The sequence below is a fragment of the Mycobacterium sp. UM_CSW genome (assembly GCF_000455205.1).
In the GTDB taxonomy this organism is placed as follows: Bacteria; Actinomycetota; Actinomycetes; order Mycobacteriales; family Mycobacteriaceae; genus Mycobacterium.
Window position 1 is genome coordinate 1 of sequence record NZ_AUWQ01000106.1, and the last position, 21,781, is coordinate 21,781.

The following is a 21,781-nucleotide window of genomic DNA, read 5'->3' on the forward strand; positions in this document are numbered from 1 at the left end:
CGCCTCGCCGATGCTGCCGACGGTGGTGGTCACCGGCGCCAGGCCGTGCGCCACGGCCTCCAGCAGCGCCATCGGCAGGCCCTCGTCGCGGCTGGGGAGCAGGAAAATGTTTGCGGCGCAGAGCAGTTCGTCGCGGGCCGGGGGTTCCAGCCAGCCGGCCACGCGAACCGTGTCGCCCACCCCCGCCGCCGCCACCGCGGCGCGGACCCCGTCGACGTCGCCGTCGCCGGCCAGCGTGACCCGCAGCCGCTCGCGGACCGGCCCGTCGAGCGCGGCCACGGCCGCGACGATGTCGTAGCTGCCCTTGCGCATCCCCATCCGGCCCAGCGCCACGGCGTGTATCCGGCCAACGCCCGTTTGGGCCACGGGTGTCTCCGGGATGCGAACGGCATTGTGCAGCACGCTGATTCGATCGCCGGACAGCCCCAACCGGTCCGCGTACTCGTCGACGTGACGTCGCCCCAGCACCACCCAGTGGTCGGCGACCAGGGCGCGGCGCACCGCCGCCCGCGCCGGTGCCGGCAGCCGGTCGAACCAGCCGCCGAAGTCGAAGCTGTGACCGTGTACCACCGCCGGCACGCCCGCCAGCCGCGCCGCCCACAACGGCACCACCTTGCGGACGACGCTGCCGCCGTGGGCCATGTTCACGTGCAGCACGTCGGCGCGGCGGCGAATGAGCAACCAACTGGCCCAGAGCATTCCGCGCACGCCCACCAGCGGTCGCACCCATCGCGACCGGTCCACGTAGGTGGGCACGACGCTGACGCGGATCCGCTCGTCGGGATGCGCGGCCATCAGGGCGGCGACCGTCGCCATGCCGCCGCGGCTACTCGCGTCCGCGGGCGCCGGCCCCACCACCAGCACCCGCACCGGCCCGCTCACCGCGTCGCCCCGGCCGGAGTCAGCGGCTCGGCAGTGGTTTCGACGTCCTCGCCGGACACCCGGGACCGCTGCCACAGGCGGGCGAACGCCAGCGCCGCGCCCAGCGCCATGCCCAGCGTCATGGCGTTGGCCGGGTCCTCGGGCAGCGGGTCGACGACGCTCATCACCAGCAGGCCGGCACTGACGGCGGCGCTGGCCTTCGCGGGCGCCGATGCACTGCGCAGCGCCCGGATCAGCGGCGTGAGCGCGAACACCGCGAAGGCGGCCATGCCCACCGCGCCGGATTTCGCCAGCCACCACAGGTAGAAGTTGTGCGAATAGGTGGTGCCCAACGTGTTGGTGAATTCGTCCGGGTCGTTGCCGAACGGCTCCTGATAGGCGTAGCCGAGGCCGTGGCCGAACACCGGCGCCTTGGCGATGGCGCGGTTGAGGTTGGCGTCTTCGGCCAGCCTGGCCAGCGTCGAGGAGTCCACCGCCAGCGCATTGCTCGACACCCCGTCCAACACGCGGTGGCTGAACCCGGTGATCTGATCGCCTAGCCAGTCCCCGGCGCTCGAGTGCTGCAGCAGGAACAGCGCGCCGGGCACCGCCACGGCCAGGATCCCCGCGCCGGCGATGGCCAGCCTGGCCGCCCGGCGCAGTGACGACCAGCCCAGTGTGGCGAAGAACGCCACCACCGCCGCCACCCCGAGAGCGATCAGCGTGTTGCGGGAGAAGGCCAGCACCGAGATGATCAGCGCCGGCAGGCCCAGCGCGAGATACCAGATGGGCTTGAGGCGGCCGACGATCTGGGCGGCCACCAGCGCGGCCAGCACGGCGATCGCCGGTGTCAGGGTGGCGGTGATGACGCGGTTGGCCGTGTCGCCGGTGTCGGTTTGCAGGCTTTCCAACCGCCCCGCCAGCCGCAGCCCGCCCGAGGAGCTGGCGACGGCCATGCCGGCGGAAAACCAGAGGGTGAGAACCATCGCGTGCACCGACAGCTTGACGTAGTCGCCGTACACGATCACCAGCGCCAGGACGAAACCACCGACCACCTCGAGCAGAAAGGTGGCCTCCCGCACCACGATTGGGGCGGGGTGGCCCATTGCGAAGCCGACCGCGGCGAAGTAGGCCACCGTCAGCACGAACATCCCGGGCAGCAGGTATTCGGAGAGGCGCAGCCGCACGGCCGGCAGCACGAAGCAGATGGCCAACACCAGCGCCAGGTGATAGGCGTTGATCGACACGGGCCCAATCACTTTGGCGACGTGCAGGCCCTGGGGCAGCGCCGCGAACGCCAGGAACAGGGCGACGCCGATCATCGTCGCGGGCCTCGTCCAGTAGATCACCAGGCAGAACGACAGGCCGATCAGCATCACGCCCTGGGTGGTGTTGCGCACGGAAAGCACGCCAAACACGAAGCACCCCAGCGCGAATGCCGTCAGCACGGCCCCGGACATCGCCAACCGGTGCCGATTGCGCAGATACAGGATCACCCCGGGCGGCCCACCTTGGTCCGGTAGGTCCGGGCCGCCGCCCGGGCGTGCCGGGGTATCCGCGCGTCGGTCAGCACGGTGCCGACGACGTCGGCGCCGGCGGCGCGCAACGCGGTGAGCGCGTCGGTGAGTTCGTCCTCGGTGGTGCGACCCGCGCGGACGACCAGGACCGTGGCCTGCGCCGCGCCGGCCAGCAGGCCGGAGTCGGCCGTCGCCAGCACCGGTGGGCCGTCGATCACCGTTCGGTCGAAGGTGGCCGACACGTCGGCCAGCACCTTGTCGAGCACCTCCGGCAGGTACGCGCTGCTGGGCAGCGTGTCCCGGCGGACGGCCCGCGCCGCCAGGATGAAAAGCCGCGGAATCGACGTCGGCTTAACGGCTTCGGCCGCGATGTCGGGGTCGGACAGCGCGTTGCCCAGGCCCTCCCCGGAGTCGACCTTCAGCAGGCCGGCGATCACCGGTCGGCGGGTGTCGCCCTCGACGAGCAGTGCCTCTTCGCCGGATTCGGCGAATGCCCGGGCCAGGTTCACCGCCGTCGTCGTGGTTCCCTCGCCGCCGAACGGCGCCGTCAGCAGCACGCGGCGCGCTCCCGGTTCGAGCGCGCGCAGCAGGCGCGCCCGCAGGCCGCGGACCGCGTCGTCGAAGGAGATGTCGGTTCCGAACCGCGGTGCGCTGCCGCGCTTTCCGGGTAGTTCGGCCAGGGTCGGCAAATTGGAGAGGCGTTCCAGTTTGGCTCGGTCACGCACCGAGCGGTCGGCGGCCTCGCGGGTCAGCGCCGCCCCGGTGCCCAGCAGCAAGCCGGCGGCCAGGCCCATGGCCATGTTGCGCACCGGCACCGGTTTGATGGGGCTGTCCGGCACGCCGGGCTGCTCGACGATTGTGGCCCGGGCGATCGGCATGTTCGGGGCGAGGGGCTGGGGCGGCGTCGCCGCGGGCTGCGCAGGCTGCGGCACGACCGAGGGTTCGGCCGACGGGGTGGCCTCGGCGCCCGTTTGCGTCGCCGGCTGGCCGTCGGTGTCCTGCGCGGCGGGCGCCGACGGCGCGGGCGTCTGCGCCGGCGGCGCCTGCGGCGGTGAGCTGTTCACCAGCGCCACCGGGTCCTTCGGGTTCACACCGAGGGTGCCGACGAGCCCGGTGAACGTGTCCGCCATCGCCTTCGCCAGTGTCGCGGCACGATTCGGGTCGGTGTCGGTGACCGAGATGGTGAACAGAGTCGACTTCGGCGTGTACTCCACGTGGGTCGCGCTCGCCAGGGCGTCCGCGCCGATGGGCAGGTGAAACTGCTTGACCGCGCGCTCCGCGACCGCGTGGCCGCCGGCGATCGCGGCGTACGACGACAACCGCTCCTGCGCGGCCTGCGTGCCCTGATACACCTGGGCCAGGTCGGTCTCGCCCGAGAACGAGATGAGGACGGTGGCCGACGACTGATAACTCTTCGTCTGGAACGCGGTGACGGCCGCGGCCCCGGCGAGGCAGGCCAGCAGCGCCCCGGCGAACAGCTTCCAGTGGGCCGTCAAGGTTCGGACAAACGTGCGAAAATCCATCGGCTAAAACCTTTCCCGGCGCCTGCCGGCGCTCTCGAGCTCACGCGCGCCGTGCGGCGGGTGCGTGACCAAGACCTCTGTGAGGATATCCAGCATGCGGTCGGCGACCCGGTCGACGCTGAAGCGCTCCGCGTAGTGGTGCGCCGCCTCGGCGCCGAGGCGCGCGGCGGTGGCCGGGTCCGCCAGCCTGTCGAACGCTGCGGCCAGCCCCGCGACGTCGTCGACGTCGACCGTCGGACCGCCCGGCGGCTGGTATTCCGGCAGCCCGCCGATGGTGGAGACGATCGGCATCACGCCCAGCTGCATCGACAGCACCTGCACCCCGCTCTGCGAGGCGCGCCGGTAGTGGGCGACCGAACCCTTTGCGGCCGAGAGCGTCTCGACGACATCGGCGTAGCGGTACGTGCCGGAGCACCACCGCGCGTGTTGCGGCAGCGACGCGGTTCGCAGGGCAATCGGTCCGTCGCCGATCAGCACCAGGTCGTCGCCGCGCCAGCCGTCGCCGGTCACGTGCCGTTGCCAGGCCCGCAGCACCACGTCGATGTTCTTGTACGGGTTGAGCCGGCCCACCATCACGAAATCGCGGCGCCCCTCGGCGTGGACCGGCGCCGGCACCAGGTCGACGTCGAGGTCGCTGGTGAGCGGCAACGTGTGCACGGGCGTCCGGGCGACGTCTCGCCGGGTGCTGATGGCTTCCGCGACGTAGTCGCTGTAGGTGACCGTGGCCGCCGAGCGGGCGCCCCAGCGGTCGAACACCGCACGCTCGTAGCCCGGCCGCGCTTCGCCGGCGTCGTGCGGGCTATCGTCGTGGACCAGCTGCACCCGGGGCACACCGCCGGCCAATGCCATCCAGCGTGGATCGCGGACCAGCTCGGTGATCACCACCTGCGGCCGGTAGTCGCGGATGCGCCGCCAGGCGGCGAAACTCGACGGCCAGCTCGCGGCCGCCCGGAACCGCGGGTCGAGCACCAGCTCGTAGTCGCGGGCGGCGTCCGACTCAGGGTGCTGGTCGGACGTCACCAGCAGCACGTCGGCTCCGCGCCGCCGCAGCGCCTCGACCTGGACGCGCGCGAGCGGCCGCATCCACGGCGAAAGCCAAAGCACCCGAATGGGATTCATAGCAACACCCGGTCCCTGACCGCGCCGGGGTCGATCGACCAGCGCCCCTCCAGTTGCGGGTAGGCCCGCCGCACCTCGTCGTACAGGTCCGGCAACGTCAGCATGACGCGATCGGGGTCGGCCGCGATGAGCTGTTCGGGCGAGATGATGCCGACGTCGGTGCCGGGAATCCGGCGTCCCTGCTTCGCCGGTGACGCGTCGGCGACGGCCCGCAACAGTTGCCGGTCGACGCCGGCGATGTTGAACAAGGCGGAGACGCGCGAGCCGGCGCCGTAGCCGTACACCGTGCGCCGGTCGTTCGCCTGCTCCCGCAGCCAGTCGCGCAACTGGGTGGCGTGGCGCTCGGCGTCGCGCTGCAGACCGCCGACGACAGCGGCGTCGGTGGTGCCGGCGCTTTGCTCGCGCCGCAGGATTTCCCCGGTGCGTTCGTCGGGGTCGACAAGGCCGTGCACGGCGGCAACCAGTACGGTGCCGCCGTAGAGATCGAACTCCCACGCCGAGGCCACGCTCATGCCGACCGCGGCGAGCAGACCGGTCAATGCCGTCAGCGAATAATAGGCGTAGTGGCTGTGGCGCAACGCATCCCATTGCCCCTGGGTCACGATCGTCAACAGCGAGTGGAATTGCAGCAGCAGCACGCCGTCGGGCGAGGTGGCCTCCGCGCGGAGTCGGAAGGCCCGCCGTTGGTCCGGCTCGTGCATGATGCCGAACGAGTCGAGCACGACGTCGGCCCGTTCCGCCTCGGCGAAACCGCGCTCCGCCAGCAGCGGCAACCAGGTTCCGCCGTGCGGGCTGCCGAATTCCCGTGCGGTGGCGCCGCGCAGCCAGCCCGCGTCGGCGACGCGCCGAACGGCCTCGGCCGCCTGGTCGCGCAGGGCCTGCGGCTCGATGCCGCGCGGCTCGGCGGCGGCGGTGTCGTCGTCGGCGAGTTGGGCCAGTCCGCAGCGGCCGCAGAGTTCCATCGCGAGCGGATGCGACGATTCCTCGGGGCGCACGGGTTCGGCGACCGGCGGGAAGTCGTCGCCGGCCGGCACGGTCCCCAGGTCGAGGACCCGTCGCAGATCGGTGCCGCCGCACCCCCGGCAGGTCCTCATCGGCGCACGCTACCAATTTCCGCGGTGTGCAGGGTCGGAAGCGGAAAGACGAGCCGGCCGCCCCACTCGGCGACGTAGTGAAGCTGCTCGGTCAGCTCCGCCTCGAGGTTCCACGGCAACACCAGCACCACATCCGGGCGGTCCTCGGCGATGCGTTCGGGTTCGTAGATCGGGATCCGGGTCCCCGGGGTGAAGCGCCCGTGCTTGTACGGGTTGCGGTCGACGGTGTATTCGAGGAGGTCGGTTCGGATCCCGCAATAGTTGAGCAGGGTGTTGCCCTTGCCCGGCGCGCCGTAGCCGACGACGCGCTTGCCGTCGGCGCGGCAATCCAGCAGGAAGCGCAGCAGGTCGTGCCGGATCGCCTCGGCGCGGGGACGCAGCTGCAGGTAGCCGTCGGCACGGTGCAGACCCGCGGCTTCTTCGGCGCGCATCACCCTCTCTACCCGTTCGGTCGGCCGCGAGGCGATATCCGCCGAGCGGGCCCAGATGCGCATCGACCCGCCGTGGGTGGGCAGCAGCTCGACGTCGACCACGGCGAGCCCGGAGGTGGCCAGCGCGCAGATCGCCGAGAACAGGGTGTAGTACTGGAAGTGCTCGTGGTAAATCGTGTCAAACTGCCCCAGCCGCACCAGGTTCAGCGCGTGGTGTACTTCGATGCTCAGCCAGCCGTCGTCGTCCATCAGCTTGCGCAGCGAGCGGGTGAAGCCGCGCAGATCGGGGATGTGCGCGTAGACGTTGTTGGCGACGACGAGGTCGGCGGGCCCGTGCTCCTCACGAACCTGGGTCGCCGTGTTCTCGTCCAGAAACGCTGTCAGCGTGGGGATGTTGCGCGCGCGGGCGGCGGCGCCGACGTTCTCGGACGGCTCGATTCCCAGGCATGGCACGCCCGCCGCGACGACGTGCTGCAGCAGGTAGCCGTCATTGCTGGCGACCTCGACCACCCGCGAATCCGGGCCAAGGTCGAGGCGCTGGACGGCTTCGTCGACGAAGCGCTTGGCGTGCTGCACCCAGCTGTCCGAATACGAAGCGAAGTAGGCGTATTCGGTGAAGGTGTCCTCGGGCGTGATCAGCGCCGGTATCTGCAGCAGCAGACAGTCCTCGCACAACCGCAGGTGCAGCGGGAAGGTCTGCTCCGCAAAGTCGAGTTCCTCGGCGGTGAGGAATTTCTCGCACGGCGGAGTGGCGCCCAGGTCCACGACGCTGAGCAGGCGCTCCGAGTCACACAACCGGCAAAGCATATGGCTCCCAATTCTCTGTGCGGCTGGATGTTTGGGCGGGTTCGATGTTCAAGGCCAGGCGTTGCGCCCGCCGGCGGGTGCTGTCGTGAATGAGCTTGCCCAGGCCGTTCTGGTAAAGCCAGAGGCTGTTCTGCTGGCCGGAGAAGGACTCTTCGCCGGCCATCGCGCCCCAGGGCAAAAACCCGCTGCCCAGCCCCACCCCGAAGACCCCCGCGATCGGCGTGCCGTACCGGTCCAACAGCCGCGCGTGCGTGTCGACCGCGGGGCCGTTGTGCGCCAACGAGACTCGCGTCCCGCGCGCGTTGTAAATGGGCGGTGCCGCAAGGCGGTAGCCCAGGGCCGGAATGATCAGATCGCAGTCGGTCAGCAGGCCGAGCAGGTCCGCGCGGGACAGGCCGCCGATCGGCATGGCCACCGCGCGGTCGTCCGGCTCGGCCCCAGGCTTGCGATGCATACGCCGCCACACTTCGCGGCCGTCGCCCTGCAACCCACCCAGCCGATGCACGCGCCCGGTGGCCGCGCACACGTCGGACTCGGAGAATTCGTAGAAGTCGACGTGGGCCGCGGCACGCGACGCATAAGTGGGCCGGGGTTCGCTGCGATGCAGGATTTGGACGCCGCGGGGACCGAAGCTCAGCCCCGGAATCTGTTCCAGCAGCATCCATGCCGCCGAAAATGCGCTGTGCGCCCCGCCCAGGATGACCACGCGCGGGCTGCCGTGCACGCGGGCCAGCCGTCGCGCCACCTCCTGCGCGCCGCCTCGGCTGAGGAGCCGGTGGCTGGACACGATCTTCTCGCGCCAGTCCCCGAGGTGGACGCCGGGCGTGACCTCGATCTCGGACCAGGACGCGTTCGGCCGCCCGCCGATCGCGACGACCGCGCTGGCGGCGCGGACCAGCGTGCGCCGCCCGTCGGCGTCGGCGGTGAACACCGCGACCGAGCCGTCATCCTGCAGCCGGATCGCCTCGGCGCGTGTGCCGGTGAAGGCGCGGCTGTTCGGATGCCGGTCGAACTCGGCCAGAATGGCGCTACCCAGGCGCCGCTCGAAGCGATCGACCAGCTCCAGCGTGGGATGCGTGGCCCGGAAGCGTTCCAGTTCTTGCGCAACGGGATCGGCCCCGACGCCGGCCAGCAACGGGGAGCAATCCGGGCCGTCCAGGCACTCCAGGAAGGAGGTGCCGCGCGAGTCGGCGTTGAGGGCGTATCGGCCGAGCGTCCCGCCCAGCTCGTCGGTCTGCTCCACCAACGCGACGCCGCCGTCCAGCCACGCGCCCAACCGACCGTGACGTGCCGCCCAGACCAGCGCTCCAGTCCCGGCCGGCCCACCGCCCAGGATCGCCGTTTCGTACCACGGAGTCGGTTCGATGACGTCCGTCCGTTCGCGACGCCTGGTGCGGCGGGCCGATTTCCAGTTCCGCCCCAACGCGCTCACAGCACGGCCTCGATGGCTTCGAGGTACTCGTCGGCCATCGCCTCCACCGTGTAATGCAGGCGCATGCGCTCGTGGCCGCGCCATCCCACCGACGGCAGCGCGGCGGGGTCGGCCAAGATCTGCGCGAGGCACTCACGCCACGCCGCCACCGTGACGGGCTCGACGACGAAACCGGCCTTGCCGAAGTCCAGCATCTCCGGAACGGCGCAAATCGCCGACGCGGCAACGGGAACCGCGCGCGCCATCGCCTCCAGGATCGCCAGCGGGAACGCCTCGGAGCGACTGGGCACGCACAACAGGTCGGCCTCGGCCAGCGCGGGACCCGGCCCGGCCGACCAGCCGCGCCAGTGCACCCGGTCGCGCAGCTCGGCGGGGGTGCGAGCCTGCAACCGATCCCGGTCGGGTCCATCGCCGAATATGGAGAGCTCCCAAGGCATGTCGGTCAGGCCACCGAGCGCATCGATCAGCAGATGCGGGTTCTTGTGCTCGACGATGCGCGAGAGCATCACCAACTGCACCGGGTCACCGGCGGCCCGCACGCGGGGCTGCGGCTCACCCGTCACCGCCACCCCGTTGGGCGCGACGAACCGGCGCCCACCGAGCCGGTGCTGCGCGGCCAGCATGTCCCAATGGCGTTGGGCGAGGACGACGAAGCCGTCGGCGCGACGCATGGCCGCCGCCAGTGGCCGCGAGTAGATGGGGCGGTCCGGTTCCGGGGGTACGTGCGGCGCGACCAGCCAGCGCCGGTCGCGGCCGCCCGCGCGCCACAGCGTGGCGAACCCGGTCTCGGTGTTGGTGTCGCCGCTGATCAGCACCGCCGGGCCGGGTGGAACGTCGACGGCCGGTGCCCACCAGGGTTGGCGCACCACCCGCACGCTGTGCGGGACCTCCTTGATCAGCGGGCCGAACCGCTGCATGCAGACGATGGTGACCGGGTAGCCGCGCCGATCCAATTCGGCTGCCAGCAAAGCTTTTTGGCGCTCAGCCCCGCCGTAGACCAGGCGGTTGGTGGTGATCACGATCGCCGGCTTGCCGGTGCGCCCGGTTGCCATGTGGTTCAAGGCGCGCCGCCGTGCGTCGCGCTTCGAGCGCTGCAGCCGCTCCAACAGGGTGGTGCCGGCCAGGTACATGTCCGCGTGATGAACGCCGTCCTGGTGTTCGAGCAACAGTGCGATGTTCGCGCGCAACAGGTCGCGATTGCGGCGACGTTCCGGCGTCGAGACCTCCGCGCCGTGCGCGGCATCGGGCTCCTCCAATCGGCCCGCGGTCGCCGGATTGCCGTGGTCGACGTCGATTTCGTTGGCCAGCAGAATTCGCCAGCCCGCCGCGCTGGCGCGGGCCTGCCAATCGGTCTCTTCTCCGTAGAGGAAGAACTCCTCGTCGAAGCCGCCGACTTCGTTCCAGGCCGCACGGTTGATGGCCAGGCAGGCGCCGCCCACATAGCCGTCGATGCTTTCCGACTCGCCGGGCTGGCGGGCGTACAGGTGCGAAATCGGCGTGCCGCGCAGCAGATCCGAATAGCCGGCGGCCGCGACCAGCGCCCGGCTCAGGGTCCGACGCCGCGTCGCGATGTCCCACCGCTCCGGGCCGGGGGCGCCGTCGTCGTGCACCATGGGCGCCACGGCGGCGACCTTCTCCTGGCGAAGCAGCTCCCGGGTCCGCGCGAGCGGCCCCTGCAAGCGGGCGTCGGCGTTCAGCAGCAGCAGGTCGGCGTCCGGCGGCGTGTGCTCGACCAGGGCGTTAAACGCCGCGGCGAAGCCGAGATTCACCGGACCCAACACCCAGTGCACCTCCGGGTGTCGGGCCGCCAGCTCCTCGCGGCCGGGATAGGTGTCGCCGCTGTTCTCGTAGACGTACACCGGCAGCTCGGGAAGGTGTTCGGCGACGCCGGCCAGGCACTGCTCCACCAGGTCGTGGCTCTTGTAGGTCACGATCATGACCACCATCGGCCGGCCGGACCTGGTGAGCGTGCCGACCGGGGGCTTGAGGTACGCACGGTCCAGTTCGCGGCTCATGCGACCACCGACCTGTGGCGCAGCGCGGCCAGTGACGACCAGCCGAACGGCCCGACCGCCGCGCTGGTGGCCAGGTACGCGGCGGCCGCGGCGGCCACCGTCAGGGCGACGTGGTGGCCCGAAAGCAGCAGTGCCACCGCGACACTGGCCGCCGTGGGGACCAGCAGCCGGAGCAGGAAAACCACCGGCGTGCGGTAGTCGCACTCGCGGCGCAGCCACCAGGTGGCCAGCACCATGCCGAACAGCTCGGTGCCCACCAACGCCAGGCCGGCGCCCACCGCGCCGAACGGCGCGTCCAGGATTACGTTCAGCACGACATTGAACGCCAGCGTCGCGATCGACAACCGGAACAGGAACTTCTGCTGATGGCAGGCGAACAGCCCCTGGCCCAGGGTGCCGGTGACGAAACGCAAGGCCACCGCGACGAATAGCGTCGCCAGCGTCGGCGCGCCGCGTTCGACGAACTCGCGGTCGCCGAACAACTCGATCAGGGGCCGGGCCAGCAACGTGCCGATGACGGCGACCGGGACCCCCACGAAGTACATCAGCTCGACGCAGCGGCGCAGGAACTTGGCGAACGCGGCGACGTCGCGGGAAAACAGTTCGGTGGCCGTCGACAGCGTCGCCTTGAGGAAGAACATCGACACGATCAGCGTGTTGAACGCCACGGTGTAGGCCAACCCGTAGACGCCGACCTCCGAATGCGTGCTCACCTTCGACAGGATGACGCCGTCGGTGCGCCAGTACAGGACGCCGACGACGGCCACACCGATCGGAAATGCGCTCTCCCGCAACAGGTCCGCGATCTCGCGTGGCGCGAAGATCGGCCGCAAGGAGATGTGCCGGGCCGCCGCGGTGCCCTGGATCAGCAGCTGCAGCGCCGGCGGTATCAGCTGCGCGACCGCGAACCAGACGACGTCGGCCCGTTCGGCCACCAGGTAGCTGACCATCGCCAGCGTGCCCAGCCGGCCCAGCACGTCGGACATCGCCACGGCCGAGAAGCGGACGGTGGACAGGAACACCGGCTCGAACCGCGTCGTCATCGTCAGCATCAGCAGCTGGCCCGACAACACCACGAGCATCACCCGCACGTCGGCGTCACGGTAGAGCAGCAGACCCGAACCCGCCGCCAGTGCCGCGAGCGGCAGGCAGTACATCAGCGAAAGTCCGCTGTTGATGCGGACGAGCCGCTCCAGGTCGCCCGTCCCGGAGGTCACCCGGCGCACGATGACGGTGCCGATGCCGAGATCGGCCAGGCTGGCCCACATTCCGACGAAGGCGACCGCGATCGTGAGCTGGCCGTAGCGCCCGGGCCCGAGGTAGTGGGCCGTCATCGCCACCGAGACGACCGAGGCCAGCATCCCCAGCGCCCGGCAGACGAGCTGGACGGAGAACGCGTGCGCGATCCGCGACCGCGGCACCGACCCTGCCGCCGGCGCCACCGGGGCCGGCTCGATCGTGGTGTCGTGCGCCATCAGTACGCCCCGTCGCTACTCAGCACGGCCTTGAGCGTCCGCGCGATGATCAGCAGGTCGCCCGTCATCGACCAGTTGTCGACATACGACAGGTCGAGCCGCACCGAGTCCTCCCACGAGAGGTCCGACCGGCCGCTGACTTGCCACAGCCCGGTCACGCCCGGCTTCACCAGCAGGCGGCGCTTGACCTCGCCGTCGTAGTTCTCGACCTCGCGCCGCAGCGGCGGCCGCGGTCCGACGACGCTCATGTCCTGCTTGAGCACGTTGATGAACTGTGGCAACTCGTCGATGCTGAACCGGCGCAGTACCTTTCCGATGGGCGTCACCCGCGGGTCCTGGCGGATCTTGAAGAGCATGCCGCCGGCGCCCTCGTTGAGCGGCATCAGCCGTTCGACCTGGGTGTCGGCGCCATCCACCATGGTGCGGAACTTGAACATCGTGAAGGGCTTGCCGTCCAGGCCGATGCGCTCCGCCCGGTAGAAGACCGGCCCCCTGCTCGTCGCCTTGATGCCGATGGCGGCGGCGACGAGCAGCGGCGACGTCGCGACGAGCGCGGCCAGGGCGAAGCAGAAGTCGAAGGCGCGCTTCTGAAACCGTTGGGTCCCTTCGTATTGCGGCTTGTCGACATGCAGCAGGGGGAATCCCGCGATCGGCTTGAGGGTCAGGCGCGCCCCGGCGACGTCCACCACCCCGGGCGCCACCACCAGGTCGACGTCCATCGTCTCCAACCGCCACATCAGGTCCCGGATCCCGTGCACGCCGAAGTGCTCGGTGCGCGTCACCGCCACCGTGTCGGCGCCACAGCCGGCGATGGCGGATACCGCGGTGGTTTCGTCCCCGAGGATCGCGATCTTGCGGCCCTGGACCGTCAGCACCTCGCCGCGCGGCGGGCCGTAGCCCGCGATGCAGACGCCGACCACCAGATAGCCGTCGTTCGGGTTGCGGATCAGCTCGTGGGCGAGGTGCGAAACGCCCGGGCGATCCCCGATCGCCAATACCAGCGATTGGTATTGCCCTTGCGCCCGTTTGCGCCAGACGTGCTTGCGCCACAGGTTGCGGCTCGCCAGCAACCCGAGGGTGCCCACGGGGAGCGCGACCGCCAGATAGCCGCGGGCCAGTTCGATCTTGGCCAGCAGCGTGACGATGGCGATGAACCCGAACGTCCAGAACGAGGCGCTGGCGATGCGCCGGTATTCGTCGATTCCTGCGCCGATGATCCGGGTGGACCGGGTTTGGAACATCGACATCGACGAAAGCCATAGCGCGGCAAAGAGAACCGAGAACAGCGTCATGACGGGCCCTGGGTACCCGGACGTGTTCGGCGAGTCCCCGAACCGGACAAACTGGGCGAGCGCGACGGCGGCGCAGACGATCATCGAGTCGGTGACGCGCAGGCGAGCCGAGTACCGCTGCTGCCAACGGGCAACGGCCTTGGCGCCGACCCGCGGCGCGGGCAGCACCGCAAGCGGTGCCGGGCCGGTGTCGGCTGGAAGCGTGGTCGTCATGATGGCCGTTCTCTCGGTTACGCCGTCACCGATTGCGCCGCGGCGACGAGGGTTTCGGTGTTTTCGGTGGTTGGCATCCCCGCGTAGTACACGCCGGGATAACAGATCAGCTGGGCCCGCGATGCGCGCAGCAAGGCCAGCGGCCCCTGCAACAGATACCGGCGGGCCAGGCGCTGGGGCTCGCGGGTCAACCGGTAGAACCATTCCAGGCCCGCTCGCTGCATCCAGTCCGGCGCCCGGCTGGTCATGCCGGACAGGAAGTCGATGGCGCCACCGCACGGCAGGAAAACCTTTGCGCCCGTGGCGAATCCGTGCCGGTCCACCCACTGCTCCTGGCGTGGCTTGCCGAGGCTGACCACCAGGATGTCGGTACTCGCCGCGCGGATATCGGCGGCCAGGGCGTCGGAGTCCGATTCGATGTCGGCCGGGTCGGGCGCCCACATGCCCGATACCACCAGCGCGGGATAGTGCGCCCGCAGGCGCTGCGCCAACAGCCGATGGGTCTGGGCGCTGCCGCCGAAGAAGCCGACCCGCTGACCCGTCGACTCGGCCAACGCCAACACGGCGGGCAGCAAGTCGGCCCCGGTCACGCGCGGCCACGGCTTTGCGGTCAGCAGTTGCCCCCGCCACGCGATGGGCATGCCGTCGGCCAGCAGCAGCCATTCCAGCCGGCTCGCGGGCGTCGCGCCAAGCGAGCGAAAGTGGTGGAGGTGATCCAGGTTCACCGAGCCCACCGCCAGCCCGCCCGCCCGCGAGCGCAGGCGGGCCGAGATGATGGACAGCACCTGGTCGGTGTCGCAGCGTTCGACGACGCTCCCGCTGACGACCATGCGCACCGGGGCTGCTGAGGATTCGTGGCCCATGGCAAACCTATCCCAGGCGCTTTCGGACCGGGCGGTACGAGGTCATGACGCCTCGCTCTCGGCCGCCGCCGGCTCATCCATAAAGGGCCAGCTGGCGTCCTTCTCCGACATGACGGTCACCGGCAGCGGCCATTTGATGGCGAATTCGGTTTCGTCCCAGCGGAATCCCTCTTCGCTTTCGGGCACATAGGGTCCGCTGACCTGGTACATGACCTCGGTGTCGTCGGTCAGCGTCTGGAAGCCGTGCAAGACGTAGGGCGGCAGGAACAGCGCGCGGCGGTTCTCCGCGGTCAACTCGACCATCACGTGCTTGCCGTAGGTCTGCGATTCCGGCCTGATGTCGACGGCGACGTCGGCGATCGCCCCGCGCACGCAACGCACCAGTTTCGCCTCGGCGTGCGGGGGCGCCTGCCGGTGCAGGCCGCGCACCGTCCCCCGGGTGTAGTTGAAGCAGAGGTTGGTTTGTGCCACTTCGGAAATGAGCCCGTAGGTGAGGAATTCGTCGGCGCAGAAGGATCGAGAGAAGAAGCCGCGATGGTCGCGATGGGGTTCGATGTCGATGATCGTCACCCCGGCAACAGCCGTGGGCGTGTACTTCACTGCGTCTCCTTCCAGAACAGTCGCTGGTCGACCTGCCCGGTCTTGAGCAGGTATTCGATCTGCTTCAGGCGGGTGTGCCCGCGGCCGTGGAATGTCTCGGGATCCATTGCGATGGTTTGGAAGACGCGATGCAGTTGCGCCGCCCCGGCCGCGACGTCCCACTCGGCGCGGAAGTCGGGGAAGACCGCACGGATCTTGCCGAACGCCACCCGGTAGCTGCGGTTGTCCGCGTTGGGCGGGCCGAAAGTGAGTTCGCAGCCGGGGAACTCGGCGCTGACGGTCTCCGCGATTTCGCGCACCGTGCGGTTGTTTTCGTCGCTGCCGACGTTGACCACGAGTTTGTGCACGGTCTGCCGGTCGGCGCGCAGCGCGCACCGGATGGCCTGAGCGATGTCGAGGGCATGCACCAGCGGCCGCCACGGGGTGCCGTCGCTGGTCATCGCGATGCGATGTTCGGTCCAGGCGTAACCCGCCAGGTTGTTCAGCACGATGTCGAAGCGCATGCGGGGCGAGGCGCCGAATGCCGTTGCGTTGCGCAGGAATGCCGGCGAGAAGTCGTCGTCGGCCATCGCGGTGAGGTCCCGTTCGACCAGGGCCTTGCACTTGGCGTACGGGGTCAGCGGGTTGATGGGGCTGGTCTCATCGACCGTCCCGTCGGCGATCCCGTACACACTGCACGACGACATGTAGACGAACCGGCCGACGCCGGCGCGCTTGGCGCACTCTGCCAAATGCACGCTGCCGCGGTGGTTTACCTCGTACGTGACGTCCCCGATCAGGTCGCCGATCGGATCGTTGCTCAGCTCCGCCATGTGCACGATCGCGTCGAACCCGCGCAGGTCCGCGACGGTCACGTCGCGAATGTCCTTGATGAGGGTCAGCGCCGCCACCGGGTGGGCACTGCCGGCGAGCGGGCCCGGGCACAGCCAACCGGCCCGGTAGTAGCCGGTGTCCAAACCGACGACGTCGTGACCGTCCTCGAGGAGCAGCGGCGCCAGGAGGCAACCGAGATAGCCCTCCGTGCCGGTGATCAGCACTCGCATGGTGTCATCCCTCCCGTCGAAAGATCAGTTGTCGAAATGAGCGTCGAAGGGGCTGATGACCGCCTTCTCGCCCACAAAGGCTTCGGCGTAGCGCGCCCGGCACTGGACGCCCCGGACCCGCATCAGGCCGAGGAACGCCTCGTCGTCGAACCAGTCGCGGCCCGATTGCGACGGGTACGACTGCGCGAGCAGCTGCGCCTTCTGGTGGGCGATCTCCGTCGGGATGCCCACGTAGAGAGTGGGATTCGGCAAGTCGGACTCCCATTTGAGAATCTCGTAGCCCAGCACCAACTGCGCACGGAACTCGGTCGGGATGAGCTCGGCGACCAAGCGATGGTCCTGGTGGTAGTCGTGGCGGTGCGGACCGATCACCAGATCGGGCTGGCATTCGCGGCGGAACTGGGCAAGCTCGCGCTTCACCGCTCCCCAGTGGCCCGGCAGCTGACCGTCGGGCAGGTCGGCCACGGTCAACCGGACCTCCGAGCGCGGGAACAGCGCCGCGAAGGCGTTCTTTTCCTCTATCTCGCGTTCGGTGCCGGCGCCGGTGAGCACCAGGGCGTGCACGACGACACCCGGGTTGTGGCGGGCGATCTGCAACAGCGTCGCACCCGCACCGATGACGATGTCGTCACAGTGCGCGCCGATGACGGCAATCGAGTCGATTGCGCCGGTGTTCAGCTGGATCATGCCGAACGTCTCGCAGGAGCCTGCTCCCACACCATCCAGGGGCGGTTTCCGGTGTTGTAGTCGGCGTCGAGTTCGGCGCGTTCCTTGAACGTGTCGGCCGGTTTCCAGAAGCCGTCGTGCTGGTAGCCGAGGAGCCGGCCGGTCCCGGCGAGCGCCATGCAGGCATCGCCGACGAGGTCGCCGTTCTCCGGAATGAGGTCGAAGACCTCCTGGGTCAATACGAAGTAGCCCCCGTTCACCCAGATCGGGAATTTGGCGATCGGAGCGATCTCCTTGATGTCACCGCCGGCGGTGACGTCGACGCAGTGGAAGGACGACTGGGGTGGCACGATCAGCATTGATGCGGCGGCGCCGCTCGTCTTGAGCCGGTCGATCATGGTGTCGAGCGGCGCGTCGGTCAGCACGTCGGCGTAGTTGGCCAGGAAGTATTCGTCGTTCCCGAGGTACTTGCGCACCCGCCGCAGCCGCTCGCCGATCGGCGACTCCAGCCCGGTGTCGACGAAGGTGATGCTCCAGTCGGACATGTCGGAATCGAGCAGCTCGATGTGACCGGCGCGCATGACGAAGTCGTTGGACTCCATCTCGCGGTAGTTAAGGAAGAAGTCCTTGACCATGGCCTGCCCGTAGCCCAGGCACAGGATGAACTCCTTGTGCCCGAAGTGGGCGTAGTAGCGCATGACATGCCACAGCAGCGGTCGGGGTCCGACCATCTGCAGCGGCTTGGGAACCTGGTCGCCCTCGGCGGTCCGCATTCGCATGCCGTAACCGCCACAGAAGAGCACGACTTTCATGACGCCCATCCCTTCGATAAACCGAGACCGAGTTCCCGCCTAGTGGCCAAAAACGATACTTTTGGTATTTCGCGAATTGGGCCGGTCATACGATCGCCGCCCCGTAGCCGCCGGACGGCGGCTGTGCCATGACCGTCGGTATCTGCCCGTACCGCGGACCGGGCGCCTGGCGCCCTGCGGCGCCGCCCGGCAGGCCGCCCAGCATGCTCGGCGGCACGGCGCCGATGCCGTTGGGAACGCCGGCGTTGGGCAATATCGCGCCCGCGCTGGTCAGCTGCGCGGTCGGGATGACGCTGGTCCAGCTGGCGGGCACCGAGAGCGGGCCGAGCGCGGCGGCCTGGCCCAGGCCTCCCACCACGCCCGCACCTGCGGCTTCCGCCGCGCCCGCGGCCTCGGCCGCCGCCTGCCCGGCGACGTCGGCCGCGCTCGCGGCCGCCGTCGACGCAGTGGCCGCCATCCCCTGCAAAGTCTGGGCCATGCCCAGCACGCTGGACAGGCCGTACAGCGGGGTCGCGGCCACCATCAGGTAGCCCGGCAGCAGGGCCGGCAGGTTGCTTTCGAGGTTGCTCATGAAGCTCGACATCGACAGGCCGCCGGTCCCGGAGGTGAGCCCGCCCACCAGCGTCCCCCAGGGCGTTTCCGCGCCAGCGCTCGCCGCGGCGGGTGTCGCCAGGGTCTGCAACATCGAGGACACCGTGGACATCAGGCCGGCCAGCGAGACCTGCTGGGTGCCCGCCCCGGCCGCGGCCTGGGAGACCGCGGTGGCCTGGCCCGCCGCGACGGCGGGGTCGGCGACCTCCGGCGCAGGCGTGAACGTTGTGAGCTCCGCGGCCAGCGCCGAATTAGCGGCGTATTCGTACATCGCCACGGCGTCTTGAGCCCACATCTCGGCGTATTGCGCCTCGTTTGCCGCGATCGCCGGCAAGTTCTGACCGAAGAAGTTGGTGGCGATCAACGACGCGAGTTGAACCCGGTTGGCGATGACCGCCTGCGGCGGCACGGTCGCGGCCCAGGCCGCGTCATATATTTCCGCTGCAAGCCTGGCCTGGCCGGCGGCCTCCGCTGACCGTGCGGCGGCCCCGGCCGTCCACGCGACGTACGGTCCGAACGCGGATGCCATGCTCAGCGACGCGGGGCCCAGCCACCGCCCGACCGTCAAGCCCGAGATGATCGACCGATACGCGGCCGCGGCGGAATGCAGTTCGGTGGCCAGGTTGTCCCAGGCCACCGCGGCCGCCGTCAGCGACCCCGCGCCGGGGCCGGCGTACATCCTCGCCGAGTTGATCTCCGGCGGAAGAGCGCCAAAGTCGATCATTTCGAGTGATCCCTGCCCGTCGACGCGCCGCCGGCCGCGTTGGCGCCGGCAGAGACGGACGCCCCTGACGTGACGAACGACACACGTCGTCCGAGGTCGGCGCGGGTCGCCCCGCGCAGTGGTCGGCGCGGCGATCGAACAGCACCGCACGCCCGCGGTCCGCAAAAGGGGCGCTGACCAGGCGAAGAAACTGAGAGCCACATAGAGAGCGATTATACATACTTTTAGTTCGGCATACACCATGTTGTCTTACCAACAGTATTTGTAAGTTTGTTAACGCGACCCGCTGCGTTGAATGCCGTGGAACGACCCCTGACTGCTAACCTCAAAGACGGCCCATATGCCGCCCGAGGCACACCGCCGAGTGCTGGCCCTGAGAACGAGGTGTGTGCCCTGCTCGAGGAAGGCATCGAGAACGTGGAAGCGATCGATTCGGGCCATGGCTCCGGCCCCGGAATGATCACCCGCCTTGCTTATGCACCGGCGTGGTCGACCCGAACCGGACAGTTGAGTTCTCGGTTCCGATGACCGCCCATTCGACCGACGGACGCGCGGACGCGACGCGGCGACAGATTTTGCGGGCCGCTTCGCATCAGTTCGCTCGCCGGGCCTATCACGACGTCGGCCTGGACGACATCCTCGCGGAAGCGGAGCTGACCAAGGGGGCGATGTATTTCCACTTCCGTTCCAAGCACGCGCTGGCCGTGGCGATCATCGAGAAGCAGACGGCCGCCGGAGCCGTCGCGGTGGAGGAGCTCCTCACTCGTGGGCTTTCCGGCCTGGAGACCCTGATCGACTTTTCGTATCTGATCGCTTCCGGCGACATCCGAACCGACGGGGTCAGGGCGGGGCTGAACCTGCTCGAGTCGGTCGGCCGGTCGGAAGGCCTGCAGAAGAAGCTGTTGGAGGAGTGGGCCAAGGCGCTCGCGGGGGTCGTCGAGCAGGCCATCGCGGAGGGCGACATCGGCCAGCATTGTGACCCGCAAGACGTGGGACGCCTCGTGGTGTCCCTGCACATGGGGCTGCGCCAAACCAGCAACCTGGAGGAACCGGAGCGGTTCTTGCACGACCTGGAGAAGTGCTGGCTCCTGATGTTGACCGGAATCCTGCAACCGGAGCGCATCGATTACTTCCGCCAATTCCTCAGGCGCCGCGCGGCACTGGCGATCAACTCCACCTCGGCGGGCACGGATTCTGGATAGCGCCATGGGCAGGTCGCGCGATCCGGCCCGCGTGTGGGCGGCTGTTACGCTTACCGCTCCGGCCGCAAGGTTGGTGAAGTTGTCGAGATCCGCGTCTGGGGACATCGACGGAACTCCGGAGGTGTAGACGCGATGGCGCGCCAGGTTCGATCGGAAGCCACTCGGCGGAAGATCCTCGACGCCGCGATAGACGTTTTCGGCGAGGTCGGGTACGCCGCGGCCGGCTGGAACACGATCATCGAGCGGACCGGCATGACCAAAGGGGCCCTCTACCACCACTTCGACTCGAAGGAATCGCTGGCTTCCGCGATCATCGAAGAAGGTTCCGAGACGATACTCGTCGCATTCCGCAACGTGTGCGGGTCGTCGTCGCCCGCGCTCGAGAACATGATCCACGGCACCTTCACCATCGCCAACGTGCTCAGCTCCGACAAGACCGCCCGCGCCGCCGAGCAACTGACGGCCGCTCTGACCGGATTCAACGAAGCCGCCATGCGGTTCTGCGCCAACATGGTTGAGCTGATGGCGGCCCAGGCCCAGCGGGCGGCCGCCGAAGGTGACGTCCGAGAGGATCTCGACCCGGTGGTGATCAGCGAGTCGATTGTCGGCGCCATGTTCGGAACGCGTTTGCTGTACAACGCGATGGCGGCCAAGGGCGTGGCGGGGCGCGATGCGGGTCCGGCGGTCGACGCGGGTCTGGCTCCCCACACGAATCAATTCTGGGAACTCATGCTCGCGGGCATCGTCACCGAGGCGTCGCTACCTTACTTCCGCGAATTCCTTTCGCGGGAGGCGCTGCGCCACGGACCGCCGGCCGGACCGGCACAGGGCCAGGGTGCCGCGGTCCCCGACGCCGGCTAGGCGATTACGACCGCCTGCCCAGCGCACGTTTCGTACTACGGGTATCTCATTGCGCCGTGCGGATTCCTAAAGGTTTAAAGATCGGCGCCTAGCGTTCCTCGACCCACAATTGCTCGGTGAGGTCCTGGAACGCCGCGAGCGCGAACTGGTCGTCCGCGCGCAGGAGCGCCGACTTGCTCATCAGAGCCCGAACCACCGAACCGTCCTTATGGCCCAATTCGACGACCATGTTCGCGAGTGCGTGCACGACCGAAAGTAGGGAGTCCGACTCCGGAGCCTCGTGGAAGATCTCGTGAAACCGCAGGGAGAGAACCTCTTCGGGATCGAAGCCCACCATCTCCGCGAAGGCGGTGTTGGTGAACAAGATGCTGCCGTCGTTCCCGATGGCGAGCACCGGAATCGGAATTCTTTCCAGGACGACCAACGCGGGCAACTCCTTCAAGGTAGTCATCGGCGATTGGTTTTGTTGCCGGCTTCGTCGTCGCTCCACATGCCGATTATGGACTATCGCAAGGCGCAGTTCCGACGCTTTTCCCCATGGCGCGCAAGATTCCTGCGAATGGGTTTGTACGGCCCCGAAAAACGAAACTTTCCCGGGTGTGTCGCGCCGACGCGACCGCGCCGGGAGCCAGCCCGGTTG

19 protein-coding genes are annotated in these 21,781 nt (G+C 69.2%); 2 read left to right on the forward strand and 17 right to left on the reverse strand.

From position 1 onward, the window contains the following. The 16 genes from N415_RS26735 to N415_RS26810 form a co-directional block, all read right to left on the reverse strand. The coding region (locus tag N415_RS26735) for a glycosyltransferase family 4 protein (RefSeq protein WP_068188195.1) at window positions 1-882 on the reverse strand (882 nt) is incomplete at its 3' end. Next, window positions 879-2,357 carry an O-antigen ligase family protein gene (locus N415_RS26740; RefSeq protein WP_068188198.1) on the reverse strand — a complete coding sequence of 493 codons (1,479 nt, stop codon included), beginning with the start codon at window positions 2,355-2,357 and terminating at the stop codon, window positions 879-881. The genes N415_RS26735 and N415_RS26740, both read right to left, overlap by 4 nt. Next, a complete protein-coding gene (locus N415_RS26745; protein WP_068188201.1) occupies window positions 2,354-3,901 on the reverse strand; it encodes a polysaccharide biosynthesis tyrosine autokinase in 1,548 nt (515 codons plus the stop codon). The genes N415_RS26740 and N415_RS26745 overlap by 4 nt, the downstream gene beginning before the upstream one ends. A gap of 3 nt (window positions 3,902-3,904) precedes the next feature. Beyond that, window positions 3,905-5,020, reverse strand: a complete 1,116-nt coding sequence (locus N415_RS26750; protein WP_081665543.1) for a glycosyltransferase family 4 protein — start codon at window positions 5,018-5,020, stop codon at window positions 3,905-3,907. Beyond that, complete coding sequence (locus N415_RS26755) at window positions 5,017-6,114, reverse strand: class I SAM-dependent methyltransferase (RefSeq protein ID WP_068188203.1); 1,098 nt, start codon at window positions 6,112-6,114, stop codon at window positions 5,017-5,019. The genes N415_RS26750 and N415_RS26755 overlap by 4 nt, the downstream gene beginning before the upstream one ends. Then, window positions 6,111-7,352, reverse strand: a complete 1,242-nt coding sequence (locus tag N415_RS26760; protein WP_068188205.1) for a class I SAM-dependent methyltransferase — start codon at window positions 7,350-7,352, stop codon at window positions 6,111-6,113. Before N415_RS26760 ends, N415_RS26755 begins: the two co-directional genes overlap by 4 nt. Continuing rightward, a complete protein-coding gene (locus N415_RS26765; RefSeq protein WP_068188207.1) occupies window positions 7,333-8,784 on the reverse strand; it encodes a hypothetical protein in 1,452 nt (483 codons plus the stop codon). Before N415_RS26765 ends, N415_RS26760 begins: the two co-directional genes overlap by 20 nt. Further along, window positions 8,781-10,799 carry a glycosyltransferase gene (locus tag N415_RS26770; protein WP_068188208.1) on the reverse strand — a complete coding sequence of 673 codons (2,019 nt, stop codon included), beginning with the start codon at window positions 10,797-10,799 and terminating at the stop codon, window positions 8,781-8,783. Before N415_RS26770 ends, N415_RS26765 begins: the two co-directional genes overlap by 4 nt. Then, window positions 10,796-12,274: a flippase gene (locus tag N415_RS26775; RefSeq protein ID WP_068188209.1), complete on the reverse strand. Its 1,479-nt coding sequence runs from the start codon at window positions 12,272-12,274 to the stop codon at window positions 10,796-10,798. Before N415_RS26775 ends, N415_RS26770 begins: the two co-directional genes overlap by 4 nt. After that, window positions 12,274-13,779, reverse strand: a complete 1,506-nt coding sequence (locus tag N415_RS26780) for a sugar transferase (RefSeq protein WP_081665544.1) — start codon at window positions 13,777-13,779, stop codon at window positions 12,274-12,276. Before N415_RS26780 ends, N415_RS26775 begins: the two co-directional genes overlap by 1 nt. A 17-nt stretch (window positions 13,780-13,796) precedes the next feature. Beyond that, a complete protein-coding gene (locus tag N415_RS26785) occupies window positions 13,797-14,642 on the reverse strand; it encodes a WecB/TagA/CpsF family glycosyltransferase (RefSeq protein WP_068188211.1) in 846 nt (281 codons plus the stop codon). A 42-nt stretch (window positions 14,643-14,684) separates the two neighbouring features. Beyond that, window positions 14,685-15,242 (reverse strand): dTDP-4-dehydrorhamnose 3,5-epimerase, encoded by a 558-nt coding sequence (rfbC, locus tag N415_RS26790; RefSeq protein ID WP_068188215.1) that lies wholly within the window; start codon window positions 15,240-15,242, stop codon window positions 14,685-14,687. Further along, window positions 15,239-16,285, reverse strand: a complete 1,047-nt coding sequence (locus tag N415_RS26795) for an SDR family oxidoreductase (protein ID WP_068188218.1) — start codon at window positions 16,283-16,285, stop codon at window positions 15,239-15,241. Before N415_RS26795 ends, rfbC begins: the two co-directional genes overlap by 4 nt. Before the next feature lie 24 nt (window positions 16,286-16,309). After that, window positions 16,310-16,972, reverse strand: a complete 663-nt coding sequence (locus N415_RS26800; protein ID WP_068188222.1) for a PIG-L family deacetylase — start codon at window positions 16,970-16,972, stop codon at window positions 16,310-16,312. Beyond that, window positions 16,969-17,763, reverse strand: a complete 795-nt coding sequence (locus N415_RS26805; protein ID WP_068188309.1) for a glucose-1-phosphate cytidylyltransferase — start codon at window positions 17,761-17,763, stop codon at window positions 16,969-16,971. The genes N415_RS26800 and N415_RS26805 overlap by 4 nt, the downstream gene beginning before the upstream one ends. Window positions 17,764-17,848: 85 nt before the next feature. Beyond that, the gene (locus tag N415_RS26810) at window positions 17,849-19,078 is read right to left on the reverse strand and encodes a PPE family protein (RefSeq protein WP_068188226.1); all 1,230 of its coding nucleotides are present in this window, start codon (window positions 19,076-19,078) and stop codon (window positions 17,849-17,851) included. Between the two features lie 524 nt (window positions 19,079-19,602). Here N415_RS26810 and N415_RS26815 point away from each other — a divergent pair. Next, the gene (locus tag N415_RS26815) at window positions 19,603-20,280 is read left to right on the forward strand and encodes a TetR/AcrR family transcriptional regulator (RefSeq protein ID WP_068188229.1); all 678 of its coding nucleotides are present in this window, start codon (window positions 19,603-19,605) and stop codon (window positions 20,278-20,280) included. A 132-nt stretch (window positions 20,281-20,412) separates the two neighbouring features. Continuing rightward, window positions 20,413-21,141: a TetR/AcrR family transcriptional regulator gene (locus N415_RS26820; protein ID WP_068188230.1), complete on the forward strand. Its 729-nt coding sequence runs from the start codon at window positions 20,413-20,415 to the stop codon at window positions 21,139-21,141. An 88-nt stretch (window positions 21,142-21,229) separates the two neighbouring features. Here the strand turns inward: N415_RS26820 and N415_RS26825 are convergent, their stop codons facing one another. Then, complete coding sequence (locus N415_RS26825; protein WP_068188231.1) at window positions 21,230-21,592, reverse strand: PAS domain-containing protein; 363 nt, start codon at window positions 21,590-21,592, stop codon at window positions 21,230-21,232. Window positions 21,593-21,781: the final 189 nt, after the last annotated feature.

Coding starts and splice junctions, on each gene's coding strand:
- N415_RS26745 (WP_068188201.1), bottom strand. CDS start 3,901: ATGGATTTTCGCACGTTTGTCCGAACCTTGACGGCCCACTGGAAGCTG.
- N415_RS26750 (WP_081665543.1), bottom strand. CDS start 5,020: ATGAATCCCATTCGGGTGCTTTGGCTTTCGCCGTGGATGCGGCCGCTC.
- N415_RS26755 (WP_068188203.1), bottom strand. CDS start 6,114: ATGAGGACCTGCCGGGGGTGCGGCGGCACCGATCTGCGACGGGTCCTC.
- N415_RS26760 (WP_068188205.1), bottom strand. CDS start 7,352: ATGCTTTGCCGGTTGTGTGACTCGGAGCGCCTGCTCAGCGTCGTGGAC.
- N415_RS26770 (WP_068188208.1), bottom strand. CDS start 10,799: ATGAGCCGCGAACTGGACCGTGCGTACCTCAAGCCCCCGGTCGGCACG.
- N415_RS26775 (WP_068188209.1), bottom strand. CDS start 12,274: ATGGCGCACGACACCACGATCGAGCCGGCCCCGGTGGCGCCGGCGGCA.
- N415_RS26780 (WP_081665544.1), bottom strand. CDS start 13,779: ATGACGACCACGCTTCCAGCCGACACCGGCCCGGCACCGCTTGCGGTG.
- N415_RS26785 (WP_068188211.1), bottom strand. CDS start 14,642: ATGGGCCACGAATCCTCAGCAGCCCCGGTGCGCATGGTCGTCAGCGGG.
- N415_RS26795 (WP_068188218.1), bottom strand. CDS start 16,285: ATGCGAGTGCTGATCACCGGCACGGAGGGCTATCTCGGTTGCCTCCTG.
- N415_RS26800 (WP_068188222.1), bottom strand. CDS start 16,972: ATGATCCAGCTGAACACCGGCGCAATCGACTCGATTGCCGTCATCGGC.
- N415_RS26805 (WP_068188309.1), bottom strand. CDS start 17,763: ATGAAAGTCGTGCTCTTCTGTGGCGGTTACGGCATGCGAATGCGGACC.
- N415_RS26810 (WP_068188226.1), bottom strand. CDS start 19,078: ATGATCGACTTTGGCGCTCTTCCGCCGGAGATCAACTCGGCGAGGATG.
- N415_RS26815 (WP_068188229.1), top strand. CDS start 19,603: ATGACCGCCCATTCGACCGACGGACGCGCGGACGCGACGCGGCGACAG.
- N415_RS26820 (WP_068188230.1), top strand. CDS start 20,413: ATGGCGCGCCAGGTTCGATCGGAAGCCACTCGGCGGAAGATCCTCGAC.
- N415_RS26825 (WP_068188231.1), bottom strand. CDS start 21,592: ATGACTACCTTGAAGGAGTTGCCCGCGTTGGTCGTCCTGGAAAGAATT.